Here is a 12,736-nt window from a genome sequence, read left to right on the forward strand (position 1 = left end):
CGTCATGCCTTCGATCAAATCCGCTGTTCGTCTTGCGCCTGAGCTTCAGCCTCGACCTCAGTTTCGATTTGGGCCGCCGCAACGGGCTCCTCGATCCAGCCGGCGCGCACGCGCGCGGCCATGATCATCGCTTCTGCCTCTTCGCGCGAAAGGTCGATGCCCTCGAAGAAGCCCTCGTGCTTGACCGTCTCGCCTTCCTTCTTCTCGGTCCAGCCGACAAGATCGTCCGGCACGCAGCCGGCGAAATCCTCCATCGTCTTCACATCGTTTTCGCCGAGCTTCACCATCATCGCGGTCGTGAGGCCCTCGATCTCGCGCAATTCGTCGACGACGCCGAGCTCCTTGCGGCGCGCTTCATTCTCCGCCTCGATGCGTTCCAGATAGTTCTTGGCGCGATTCTGAATTTCGCCCGCCGTCTCCTCGTCGAAGCCTTCGATCGACGCGAGTTCGGGAAGATCGACATAGGCGAGTTCCTCCACCGAACGGAAACCCTCGGAAGCCAGTAGCCGGCCAACGACTTCGTCGACGTCGATCGCGCCCATGAACACTTTCGTGCGCTCGATGAATTCCTTCTGACGGCGTTCCGACTCTTCCGCCTCGGTGAGAATGTCGATGTCCCAGCCGGTGAGCTGCGATGCGAGACGCACATTCTGGCCGCGACGGCCGATCGCGAGCGAAAGCTGATCGTCGGGAACGACCACCTCGATGCGCGAACTGTCCTCATCGAGAACGACCTTGACGACTTCCGCTGGCTGCAACGCATTAACGATGAAGGTCGCGGCGTCCGCCGACCAGGGAATGATGTCGATGCGCTCGCCCTGCAACTCGCCGACGACCGCCTGAACGCGGGAGCCGCGCATGCCGACGCAGGCGCCCACCGGATCGATCGAAGAGTCGCGCGAGACGACAGCGATCTTGGCGCGGGAGCCGGGATCGCGCGCGACCGACTTCACCTCAATGACGCCGTCATAGATCTCCGGCACTTCCTGCTTGAAGAGCTTCGCCATGAATTGCGGATGGGTGCGCGACAGGAAAATCTGCGGGCCGCGCTGCTCGCGACGCACGTCATAGACATAGGCGCGCACGCGATCGCCCGGACGGAACATTTCGCGCGGGATCATCTCGTCGCGGCGGATGATGGCCTCGCCGCGGCCAAGATCGATGATCACATTGCCATATTCGACTCGCTTGACCACGCCATTGACGATCTCGCCGATGCGATCCTTGTATTCTTCATATTGGCGGTCGCGCTCGGCCTCGCGTACCTTCTGCACGATGATCTGCTTCGCCGATTGCGCCGCGATGCGGCCGAAGTCGAAAGGCGGCAGCGTTTCCGAAATCCAGTCGCCGGCCTGCGCCGCAGGGTTGCGCTTGCGCGCGTCGGCGAGCGAAATCTGCGTCGCGTCGTTTTCGACCTCCTCGACGACGAGCAGCAGCCGCGAGAAGCGGACTTCGCCGGTCTTGGAATTGATCTCGGCGCGCACCTCGGTCTCCTGGCCGTAGCGCGAGCGCGCCGCCTTCTGCAGCGCGTCCTCCATCGACGCGATGACGATCGAACGATCGATCGACTTTTCGCGCGCGACGGCCTCGGCGATCTGCAAAATCTCAAGTCGGTTGGCGCTGACGGCCATCGTCACTCTCCCCTCGAACGGCCTGCGGGCTTCGGTTTACCGCCGGCCTTCTTGAACTGAGTTTGAACGCCGGCCGGAGCCAGCGGTTTGGGTTTCGGCGCGGGGCCGCGAAAGCGTCCCGGTCCGCGGCGCGGGCGGTCCTCCGCCTCGGCTTCATCTTGCTTCTCTTCAGCCTGCTGGAGCTTGCCGGCGCGAAGCGACTCGCGGATCAGCGCTTCGGTGAGCACCAAACGGCCTTCGTCGAGATCGGCGAGCGGCAGCGACACGGTCTTTTCTTCGTCTGAACGCGCGTCGGTGCGCTCGAGCGTAAGCAGCGCCCCATGGCCTTCGCCTTCGACGCCGCGAATGATGCCGCGAAAACGCTTGCGTCCGCTTGCGAGCGGATGCGTCAATTCGATCTTCGCCTCGTGGCCCACGGCGCGAAGAAAATCAGACAGGCGCACCAGTGGACGGTCGACGCCCGGCGACGAAATCTCCAGGCGATATTCGTTGACGATGAGATCGGCGACGTCGAGTTCGGGCGACAGCGCCTGGCTCGCCGCTTCGCAATCGTCGATGGTCATCGCGCCGTCCGGACGCTCCGCCATGATCTGCAAAGTCTGCCCGTTCTGCTGCAAAAGCCGCACGCGCACGATGCGATAGCCCAATTGCGCCAGCACCGGCTCTATAAGATGCGCAACGCGTGCGGCGACGCCCGTGTCCGTGACGAGACGCGGTTCGTCGAGGGTCGCGATGGCGGCGGCGTTTTGCGTCAAGCTTTGTCCTTGAAGCTCTCGGCCGATCAAAACAAAAAGAGCGGGTCCCCGGGGGGCCCCACTCTCAATCGGCGATCACCCGAGAATGATCGTTATGAGATGAAGTTAGGCCCTATATGGCAGGAGAAGCGCGAAAAATCAAGAAAAACAGTTGATACGCTTCATTCCCGCCGACGACCGACGCGTCCGCTCCCGCAGCAGTCTGATTTCCAAAGCTTTCGACAGACCTTCGGCCGCCGCTATTTCGCTTCGATCAAGCGCCGGACGCAGGGATCGAGAGACTGCCGCCATTGCGGCAGCATAATCCCGTAGCTCGCTTGAAGCTTGGCGTTGTCCAGCCGCGAATTGAGCGGTCGGCGCGCCGGCGTGGGATAGTCGGCGGACGCGATGCGCTTGATGCGCACGGGCTTGCGGCCCCGCGCCTCAGCAGAAGCAAAGACCGCTTCCGCCATGTCGGCCCAGCTCGCTTCGCCCTGCCCCGTCAAATGGAAGACGCCGCGCAGGCGCGGATCGGAATCGTCGACCAATCTTTCGGCGATGGCGAGCAGCGCATCGGCGATATCGAGCGCGCTCGTCGGATTGCCAATCTGATCGGCGACGACGCCGATTTCGTCGCGCGTCTCGCCGAGATTGAGCATCGTCTTGACGAAATTCGTCCCGAACGGACTGTACACCCACCCCGTGCGCAAGATGACGCAATTCTCGCAGCGCGCCGCGATCTGCCTTTCCCCCTCGAGTTTCGACCGTCCATAGGCGCAGGCCGGGCTTGGCGCGTCATCTTCCCGATAGGGGCGATCAAGCGTCCCATCGAAGACGTAGTCACTCGACAGATGCAGAAGCGGCGTCTTCAGTTCGGCCGCGGTTTCGGCGACGAAGCCCGCGCCCACGCCATTGATGCGCATCGCCACCTCAGGCTCGCTTTCGGCCTTGTCGACCTGGGTGTAGGCGGCGGCGTTGATGATGGCGTCGCAGCGGATGTTGCGCAGCGACGCCAGAACCATGTCGCGCGAGGAGAGATCGAAGCGGGGTCGGCCGAGCGCGAGCATTTCGACGCCTCTCGGCGCACGCTCGATGAGCGAGCTGACAACTTGGCCGGTGAGGCCGGTGACGGCGATGCGCTTCATCTTGCCCAATTACGCGAGACCCTCTAGCAGATCGCTTCGCCGTCCGCCGCTTCGGCCGCGACCGACGAGAACATGCGTGAATCCTGTGGCAATGAAAAGCCGCGCTTTTCGCCATCTTCTCGCCTGCATTGCGCGACCGCTCCAGCCGCGGATATGCTTGCGCCGACTTCAGCTTCGCATGGCGGCCGGCGGCCATGCTCACCCTCGGGCCCGGCCGCCATGTGGAGAGAGCAGTTCGACTATTTCTGGGACGGCAGGCGCCGGTTGGCTATCGGTTGGTTCGATGGCGCCGAGCGCGTCCCCGCCGCCGCGGCGCGGCCCGAACTCACGGTCGTCTCGGCGCTGGACGAAGGCTTTGCGAGCGCGCCCACGCTCGCAGACGTTATCGATGCGACCCGCTGGCGCGCGCGCATCATTCTTATCGATCTGCCGCCTGAGCATCGATTCGTCCGGCTGACCGCCGCCGACGGCGCCGAACTTGTCCTGGTTCTCGCCGCAGAGCGCGACCTGCCGCAAGGCGGCGACTGGCGTTTGCTCTTAACGATGCTGCCGGACGCCGGCGGCGCTGACCCCGTCGCCTTTCGGCTGGCCGCCTTTCCGGCGCGTGGGGATGTCGAGCGGCTTTCGCGCGAACAGACCGCCGCGGCCGGCGCGCGGCTTGTCTGGGCGATCGGCCAGCGCCGCGTCGTCGAGCGTTCCAACGGCGTGGTCGTCATGCGAATTGGGCCGGCCCGGCGCGTCTTTCCTTCCCATCAAAACCGGATCGTTCTCGAGGCGGCGCCTGTCGAATCCTCGGTTGCAGGCGACGCGCGCGAAGCGCCCCTCGCCATCATGGAGCATTGGCTACGCGAATCCGGCGCGCCGCGCGTCATTCTTCGCCTTCGCATTCCCGATTCGATCGAAGAAAGCGCTGCGCTGCTCGGCCGATGCAGCGTCGCGCTGGCGATGAACCAGCGCCGAAGGCTCAAAGGCTGGACGCTCGAACAGCGTGGGGCGGGCGAGGCCGCCGTCGATCCGCTGACGTTCGACGACCTGCGACAGGCGACCGGCGACCCGCTCGAGCATCCTGACGCCGCGGAAACATCGGAGCCGGTCGTCGTCGGCAATCTTCTGGCGATGCTCGTCGATCCTGATGAGGCGGCGGCCGACGGAATTGCGCTGCGTCGCAGTCGCGAGAAAACGGCGCCCGGCACGGGTGAGACCATCGACATCGAATTTTATGCGGCGGCGCTCGGCGACGACGTTGGGGTCGTCTGCCCTGCGGCGGGACCGGGTGATCTCGGCGTCGCGCCGATCGACCCAGGCGGGCCGCCTTTCGCGCGGCTCTTTCGCGTCGAAGGCGATGGGCTCGCGCCTCGACGCGCGACAGATGACGAGGGCGTGCTCGACGAGCTGATGCGCCGCGCCGCCGACGCGGCGCGCGCCGCGACAGGCGCCGCCGCCCGCACCGTCGCCGAACGCGCCGCCGGACTGAAAGGCAGGCGCGACAAGCTCGTGGCGTCTCTGAACGGGGCGCTCGCCCGCGCGGAAGTCGCTGCGCGCTTCGAGCCGCCGGGCTTATGGGATGCGCTCGAGCCTTTGGCGCAAGCAAGTTTCGCCGCGCTCGTCGTCAGCGCGCCAACGTCGATCCGGGCGCGTCTTCAGCAATTTGGCGGCTACAGCGCTTTTTGCGCCGATCCGTCGCTCGCGGCGGCCGTCGCGCAAGGCGGCGAATTTGCGCAATCCGCGCGTCCCTTCGCCGAGTTCGCCATCGCGCGCGGCGCGCCGTCTCTCCTTACGCGTTATCTTGAGGCCTGCGAGGCACAAGGCATGGCGTCGGAGGGTCTCGACGCCATTCAGGAAGCGCGGCTCGTGCGCGCGCTTCTTAAGGAGCCGGAAATCGCGGCTTTGCGCGAAGCCCGCATCGCACTGGCGATCGGCGAGAGCGCAAGGCGCGAAGCTGCGAATGCGTCGCATCTGCTCGCTGACATTGCAGCCGTCGAGAAGGTGCAAGCGCACTTCGAGGAGGCGGACGAGACCGACGCCGCCGACATGCTCGGCGCCTATCTCGAGTTGCGCCGCGCCGGCGGCTGGACGCCGCCAGATGAAGCGCCGACTCTCGCCGCGCTCGTCGCGCGCGCCGGCGCCGAACTCGACGCTGCGCGGCTCGAAGCCGAAAACCTCGCACAGACGCCGCTCGCTCAGCAAAAACCCAAGGGATTATTCGCGGCGATGCGCGGCTTCTTCGGAGGTTAGCGGACTTGAAAAACGCCTCAATAGGGATGCCGGTCCTTCTTGTCTTCCCATGCCTTGTACGCCGTTAGTCCGACGTCGCGCTCAAAATTCGGCGTCACTGCGATGCTCCGCTGGTCCCACGGCTTCTTGAAATCAGCGTATTGGAAAGCGTCGTCAAATCCGATGTGGCTCGTATCTTCAAGGCTCGCTGCGAAATATACGTGGCTGATGCGCGACCAATATATTGCGCTCATGCACATCGGACACGGCGCCCCATTGATGTAAATTTCACAGCCCTTCAGCATCTTGGCGCGCTCGGGGACAAGATCCGGAGAGCCGGCTTCGCGCGGAATCATTTCGAGTATCGTGCCGGCGCCGTAATCGCTGCCGAGCAGCGCCTTGGGATTTAAGCGTTGCGAAGCGTCCATGATCGCGGTGATCTCGGCGTGATAGACGGGACAGCCTGTCAAAAGGACGCGATTCTGTCCGCGTCCGATGACTTTTCCGTCCTTGACGATCACCGCGCCGAAGGGCCCGCCCCATCCTTTTTCGACGGACTCCGTCGCGAGCGCCGCGGCCTCTTCCATGAATTTGCGCTTCTCTTCCAAAGCCTGGATGGGGACCGCCGTATCCGCCACCGGCTGCGTTGGAGCGGGGGCATTGTCCTTCGGCGATTTTGCGCGAGCGTCGGCAAATCCGCCCGTGGCGGCGACGCCTGCAGCGACTGCGGTGCATGTGATGAAGCTGCGTCGTCCGAATTCTGGCATGTGAGAATGCTTGCAGTCGAAGCCGGCCATGAAACGTTCCTTTACAAGCTTTGAGAACAGAAGCGTGAGCATTGTTCTACGGAGAGATGCGCGCCGCAAGACTTACCTTGCGTTCATGCGACCCTCTTATCGCAGCCCGTCGAAATAGTTGAAAAACACGCCCGTCGGATCATGCTTCTTCCGCAGCTCCTCAATGCGCTGAAAGTCAGCGCGACTCGCAAAGGCGTGTCTCACATGATCGGGATAGCTGACGGTATCGCTCTCGCCGATGTAGTGACCCATTGTGAGGGGCTTCAAAATTTCCTGATATTTCTTATGCCAGCTTAGATTCTTTTCGTCGTCTCGCGCGTCTTTCCACATCGACCAAGGTCCGCCGTAGAGTCGCGCGCGCATTGAAAAAGCCGCGTCATTTGGCGCCGCCGGCGGCACATTGGGTCCGGTAAAGAATGCATAGAGTATGAGCGACTCGGGCGAAGGCGCCCTCATAAAATGCTCCCTAAGAGCCTCCAATAACTCCTTTGGACTCGAATTCGAAAACATCGCCTCGACTTGATTTCGGCGGTTCGCTGGCCACATCGCGCCGGACTTGTCGAAGAGGCGATCGAAATTGACATGCTCATTTACTGTCTTCGAAAGGCATTCCCCGATGAGCGGACTTTGCTCCAGAAGCGCGGTGGCGCGTCTCGCCTCTTCTTCCGAGTCGGCGAAGGTTGTCGCCGTCACCAAAGAAACTTTACCGGATTGGCCTTTACATTTTTCGGCGAGCTCCGGCGGGGCGGAGACGAGAAACAGGCTTAGCTCCACATTCGCCTGCAGCTTGCCTGCTATGTCGCCTAGCCATTCAGCGACGACGCCGACCTTATCGAGGTTATAGTAATAAGAACTGGCGGCGATATGTTTCGGCAACGGATAGAGTTTCAGATGGTAGCGGACGGCGACGCCGAAAAAGCCGTAGCCCGCGCCACGCGCGGCCCAGAAATAATCGACGTTCTGATCTTTGCTGGCCGTGATCAGATCGCCCTCTGCGGTGACGACGTCGACGGCTTCCACGCTGCCCGCGCCGGGACCCCAGACGCCCTGATTCCAGGACATGCCGCCGCTCAAGAGATAGCCGCTGAGTTTCACCTGCGGACAGTGGCCGCTCGGATATGACAAACCGTGCGCGTTCAGATGCCGCTGCACGTCTCGATTACTGATAATGGGTTGAAGCGTGGCGACGCGAGACTCTGCGTCAATCGAAATGATTTTGTTGAGATTGCTGAGGTCGATGAGCATTCCGCCATGACGCAGCGATGGGTTGCACCAATTGTGCCCGCCGCCGCGCACGACAACTTTCAATCCGTTATGGCGCGCAAATCGGACCGCTGCGCAAACGTCCTGCTCGTCTTCGACCCTTGCGATGATTTGCGGTAATCTATCCGTAGGATGAAGCTCGTTCCATAGCCCCTCGAACAGCAGCTCATCGAAATCAGCGCTCTCAGGCGTGACGATTTTGCCCCTGATCTTGTGACGAAGCGCATCTGCCTTGATCGCCCGGCACTGTTCGCGCGCCACGCCGGCCATTGCCTCCGCACAGACTGATCCGCCGACAAGCGCGCCGCCCACCATCAGCGCACGGCGGCTAAAATCCCCATCCCGCGCGTTTCCCACGCAAGCCCCTCTGAGAGAACTCTAAGCGATGAGCATAGCTTTTCTACCATGGGCTGGGGAGCCCGTAAGCTAGAAGAGCCCCGCATTGTAGACGGCGACGTGGCTGAACTCGCCGAAAGCCATGACGACATTGAGGACTTCGGCCGCCAAAGCGATGGCGACAACTCCGAAAATTCCCGTAGCGATCACTGGTTTCATGACTTTCTCCTTTTGCGTTGCTCAGAACCTAAGGAGAGGCGCGCCATGGCGCTGTGCGCCGCGACACACGCGGCGCCAGGCGACGAATTCGTTGCCAAGTCCGATCTCGAGCTGGGGAAATCCGATGGAGCGCTCGTCCCGCAGAAGCGGCTATGAAGAGACTCGCCTGGCGAAGCTGAAATCCTAATAGCCTCTTTATGCCAAGTGCGAGCACATACCGCGTCGCGCCGTCCTCTTTGGCGACCGCCAAAGCGCGAACGCGACATTAAAGTGAGACGCAGCCATGCCTGACTCTCTCATTGGCCTCGGCGTCGCAGCCTTGGTCTTTCTGATCGCAAACAATCTCGTCGCCGAAGTTCGCGCGCGTCGCGCGCGTGACGGCTCGCGACGCCCATAATCGGAGGAGCATAATGCTCGACATTCTGTATATCGGCCTCGGGCTCCTGCTTTTCGCGATCATCACCGCCTATGCGCGGGTCTGCGGACGCCTTTAGGAGAGCCGGCATGTCCGAACCCGTCATTGGACTGATCGTCGCCATTCTGCTCGGCGCCTACCTCGTCTACACGTTGCTTCACCCCGAAAAATTCTAAAGGAGGCCCGGCGAAAAACCGGGCGTTTCGCCAATGACTTCCATTGGGCTGGCGCAAATCGCTATTGTCCTCATAGCCGTCGTCGTCGCTGCGATTCCGCTCGGCGGCTACATCGCCAGAGTTCTGGCAGGCGAGCGCACCCTGCTCTCTCCCGCGTTCTCGCCTGTCGAACGCGCCTTCTACAAATTCTCCGGCGTCGATCCCGCGCGGGAGCAAAGCTGGCTGACATATACGATGGCGATGCTCGCCTTCAGCGTTATCGGATTTATATCGCTCTACGCCCTGCAACGGCTCCAAGCCTATCTGCCGCTCAACCCTCAAGGCTTCGGCGGCGTTCCCGCCGACCTCGCCTTCAACACCTCGATCAGCTTCGTCACCAACACCAATTGGCAGAACTACGGCGGCGAGACGACAATGAGTCATCTCACGCAGATGCTCGGCCTCACCGTGCATAATTTCGTCTCGGCGGCGACTGGCCTTGCGATGGCTTTTGCGCTGGTGCGCGGCTTTTCGCGTGCGGAGTCGCCGACGGTCGGCAATTTCTGGGTCGATCTGACGCGCGCGACGCTCTATGTGCTGCTGCCCATGTCCGTCGTCGTCGCGCTCGTCCTCATCGCGCTGGGCGTTCCGCAGACGCTCCAGGGCTCTATTGAAGCGACGACGCTGGAAGGCGCCAAGCAGGCCATCGCTATCGGCCCTATGGCGAGCCAGGAGGCGATCAAAGAACTCGGCACCAATGGCGGCGGCTTCTTCAACGCCAATTCGGCGCATCCTTTCGAAAGCCCGAATGCTTTTTCCAACATGCTGGAGATTTGGGCTCTGCTCGTCGTCCCCTTGGCGCTGGCTTTCGCCTTTGGGCGCGCCGTCTTAGACCATCGACAAGGCCGCGCGATCGCCATCACCATGATGATTGTGCTCGTTGCGGGCGCACTCGTCGCTTACTGGGCCGAGGCAAACGGAAATCCCTTGCTGACCGCGATCGGCGTCGATCCGTCGCCGGGCAATATGGAGGGCAAGGAAGTGCGCTTCGGCGTCGCGACCTCTGCGCTGTTCGCCACAGCGACGACAGGCACAAGCTGCGGCGCGGTCAATTCCATGCATGACTCCTTCATGCCGCTCGGCGGGCTCGTGCCCTTGTTCAACATGCTGATGGGCAGCATCGCGCCGGGCGGCGTCGGCGCCGGTCTCTACGGGTTTCTGGTGCTAGCGATCATCGCCGTCTTTGTGGCTGGTCTCATGGTCGGCCGCACGCCGGAATATCTCGGCAAGAAGATCGAGGCGCGCGAGATGAAGCTCGCGATGCTGGCGGTGCTGATCTATCCGCTCACCGTTCTTGGCTTCACCGCCATCTCGGTGATGCTCGAGACGGGCCTTGCCAGTCTGAACAACGCCGGCCCGCACGGGCTCTCCGAGATCCTCTACGCATTCGCCTCGACCACCGACAATAACGGGTCGGCGTTCGCGGGGCTGACAGGCAATACGTTGTGGTACAACACGACGCTCGGCGTCGCCATGCTGCTTGGACGCTTCGCCTACGTCATTCCCGTCTTGGCGATCGCCGGCTCGTTCGCGGCGAAAAAGAAAACCGCCGCGTCAGTCGGCACCTTCCCGACGCATGGGCCGCTCTTCATCGGCCTGCTGATCGGCGTCATCATCATCCTCTATCTGCTGCAATATTTTCCGGCGCTCGCGCTCGGCCCCATCGTGGAGCATTTCGCGCTGTTTGCTGGAAAGACCTTCTAAGGAGCATGTCCATGTCGCATAAGGTCGCCGCTCCCGGCTTGTTCGACGCCGGGATCATCAAGCGCGCCGCCGTCGACGCCTTCAAGAAGCTTGATCCGCGACGGCTTGCGCGCAATCCGGTGATTTTCGTCACGGAAATCGTGTCGGCGGTCGTCACGGTCTTCTTCGTGCGCGATCTCGTTGCGCAGAACGGCGTCGCCTATTTCTCTGGCCAGATCGCCGCCTGGCTCTGGTTCACGGTGCTTTTCGCCAATTTTGCCGAGGCTGTCGCAGAAGGGCGTGGAAAGGCGCAGGCGGACGCTTTGCGCAAGACCCGCACCGACACGCACGCCAAGCGGTTGATCGACCGGCAAAACAGAAGCGGGATGACGGACGTCTATGAAGGCGTGTCGGCGCTCGATCTCAGGCTCGGCGATGTTGTGCTGGTCGAAGCGGGCGACCTCATTCCTGGCGACGGCGAGGTGATCGAAGGCGTCGCCTCGATCAACGAATCCGCGATCACAGGCGAATCCGCGCCTGTCATTCGCGAGGCGGGCGGCGATCGTTCGGCTGTCACCGGCGGCACCACGGTTCTCTCCGACTGGGTCAAGGTGAAGATCACCGCCGCGCCAGGTTCGACCTTCATCGATCGCATGATCGCGCTCGTCGAGGGCGCGCAGCGCCAGAAAACGCCGAATGAGATCGCGCTGTCGATCCTGTTGTCGGGGCTGACAATCATTTTCCTCATCGTCTGCGTGACACTGTGGCCGCTCGCGATCTACTCGGGCACAACGCTTTCAATCACTGTGTTGATCGCGCTGCTCGTCTGTCTGATCCCGACGACCATCGGCGGCCTCCTGTCCGCGATCGGCATCGCCGGCATGGATCGGCTGATCCGATTCAATGTCATAGCGACCTCCGGTCGCGCGGTTGAGGCCGCTGGCGACGTGGATACGCTGCTTCTCGACAAGACGGGCACCGTGACCTTCGGCAACCGCATGGCCGACGAGTTCATTCCTGTCCAGGGCGTTTCGGAGCGCGCCTTCGTCGACGCCGCGCTGCTGGCGTCGCTCGCGGATGAAACGCCCGAGGGCAGGTCGATCGTCGCTCTGGCCAAGAGCGTTCTCGGCTCTTCGACGCCGACCCTCGGCCCGGAGGCGCAGATCGTTCCGTTTTCCGCGCACACGCGGATTTCCGGCGTCGATCTTCCCGGCCAGACGCTGCGCAAAGGCGCGGTCGATGCAGTCACCGCGCAAGTCAAGTCTGTTCCTGTCGATTTCGAACGCGCCGTGGAGCGGATTTCGCGCGCAGGCGGCACGCCTCTCGCCGTGTCGGAAAACGGCAGGCTGTTGGGCGTGATTCATCTCAAAGACATTATCAAGCCCGACATCAAATCGCGCTTCGCCGCCTTGCGCGCCATGGGCATCAAGACGGTGATGGTTACGGGCGACAATCCGATTACCGCCGCGGCGATCGCCGGCGAAGCTGGTGTCGACGACTTCATCGCGCAAGCCAAGCCCGAGGACAAGCTCGCCTATATTCGCAGGGAACAGCAGGGCGGACGCCTTATCGCCATGTGCGGCGACGGCACCAATGATGCGCCGGCGCTCGCTCAAGCGGATGTCGGCGTCGCCATGCAGACCGGCACGCAAGCGGCGCGCGAAGCCGGCAATATGGTTGACCTCGATAGCGATCCGACAAAACTCATCGAGATCGTCGCGATCGGCAAACAGTTGCTGATGACGCGCGGATCGCTGACGACCTTCTCGATCGCCAATGACGTCGCAAAATATTTCGCGATCATTCCAGCGCTCTTTGTCGTCGCCTATCCGGAGCTCGAGGCGATCAACGTCATGAAGCTCGCCTCGCCGCAGTCCGCCATCCTCTCGGCGGTGATCTTCAATGCGCTCATCATTATCGCGCTCATACCGCTGGCGCTGAAGGGCGTTCCTTACCGGCCTGTCGGCGCCGCCGCCTTGTTGCGGCGGAATCTGCTGATTTACGGGCTAGGAGGTCTGATTGCGCCCTTCGTTGGCATCAAGATCATCGATCTCGCCGTTTCGGCCATTCATCTCGCATAAGGA

10 protein-coding genes are annotated in these 12,736 nt (G+C 62.5%); 4 read left to right on the forward strand and 6 right to left on the reverse strand.

Going from position 1 to position 12,736, the window contains the following annotated elements:
- Nucleotides 1-14: 14 nt before the first annotated feature.
- The 3 genes from nusA to rfbD all read right to left on the reverse strand — a co-directional run bounded on the left by nusA (nt 15) and on the right by rfbD (nt 3,510).
- The gene (nusA, locus tag FEV16_RS10210) at nt 15-1,631 is read right to left on the reverse strand and encodes a transcription termination factor NusA (RefSeq protein ID WP_138167534.1); all 1,617 of its coding nucleotides are present in this window, start codon (nt 1,629-1,631) and stop codon (nt 15-17) included.
- 2 nt (nt 1,632-1,633) lie between these two features.
- The gene (gene rimP / locus FEV16_RS10215; RefSeq protein ID WP_138167535.1) at nt 1,634-2,386 is read right to left on the reverse strand and encodes a ribosome maturation factor RimP; all 753 of its coding nucleotides are present in this window, start codon (nt 2,384-2,386) and stop codon (nt 1,634-1,636) included.
- A gap of 239 nt (nt 2,387-2,625) precedes the next feature.
- On the reverse strand, nt 2,626-3,510 hold the full coding sequence (gene rfbD / locus FEV16_RS10220) for a dTDP-4-dehydrorhamnose reductase (protein WP_138167671.1): 885 nt from the start codon (nt 3,508-3,510) through the stop codon (nt 2,626-2,628).
- A gap of 219 nt (nt 3,511-3,729) precedes the next feature.
- On the opposite strand from rfbD, the gene FEV16_RS16905 reads away from it, so the two are divergent.
- Nucleotides 3,730-5,745, forward strand: a complete 2,016-nt coding sequence (locus FEV16_RS16905) for a hypothetical protein (RefSeq protein WP_171015193.1) — start codon at nt 3,730-3,732, stop codon at nt 5,743-5,745.
- A gap of 17 nt (nt 5,746-5,762) precedes the next feature.
- Here FEV16_RS16905 and FEV16_RS10230 read toward each other — a convergent pair whose 3' ends face one another.
- The 3 genes from FEV16_RS10230 to FEV16_RS17450 form a co-directional block, all read right to left on the reverse strand.
- A complete protein-coding gene (locus FEV16_RS10230) occupies nt 5,763-6,521 on the reverse strand; it encodes a nucleoside deaminase (protein ID WP_246657265.1) in 759 nt (252 codons plus the stop codon).
- A 96-nt stretch (nt 6,522-6,617) separates the two neighbouring features.
- On the reverse strand, nt 6,618-8,141 hold the full coding sequence (locus tag FEV16_RS10235) for an FAD-binding oxidoreductase (RefSeq protein WP_246657266.1): 1,524 nt from the start codon (nt 8,139-8,141) through the stop codon (nt 6,618-6,620).
- 69 nt (nt 8,142-8,210) lie between these two features.
- Nucleotides 8,211-8,339, reverse strand: coding sequence for a hypothetical protein (locus FEV16_RS17450; RefSeq protein ID WP_281404850.1), 129 nt, complete (start codon nt 8,337-8,339; stop codon nt 8,211-8,213).
- A 468-nt stretch (nt 8,340-8,807) separates the two neighbouring features.
- Here FEV16_RS17450 and kdpF point away from each other — a divergent pair, with 468 nt between their 5' ends.
- The 3 genes from kdpF to kdpB are packed head-to-tail and all read left to right on the forward strand — an operon-like array spanning nt 8,808 to nt 12,733.
- Nucleotides 8,808-8,930, forward strand: coding sequence for a K(+)-transporting ATPase subunit F (gene kdpF, locus FEV16_RS10240; RefSeq protein ID WP_210234877.1), 123 nt, complete (start codon nt 8,808-8,810; stop codon nt 8,928-8,930).
- 33 nt (nt 8,931-8,963) lie between these two features.
- Complete coding sequence (gene kdpA / locus FEV16_RS10245) at nt 8,964-10,673, forward strand: potassium-transporting ATPase subunit KdpA (protein WP_138167536.1); 1,710 nt, start codon at nt 8,964-8,966, stop codon at nt 10,671-10,673.
- 11 nt (nt 10,674-10,684) lie between these two features.
- Nucleotides 10,685-12,733: a potassium-transporting ATPase subunit KdpB gene (gene kdpB / locus FEV16_RS10250; protein WP_138167537.1), complete on the forward strand. Its 2,049-nt coding sequence runs from the start codon at nt 10,685-10,687 to the stop codon at nt 12,731-12,733.
- The last annotated feature ends 3 nt before the right edge of the window (nt 12,734-12,736 follow it).

It is taken from the genome of Methylocystis sp. B8 (assembly GCF_005771425.1).
Taxonomy (GTDB): domain Bacteria; phylum Pseudomonadota; class Alphaproteobacteria; order Rhizobiales; family Beijerinckiaceae; genus Methylocystis.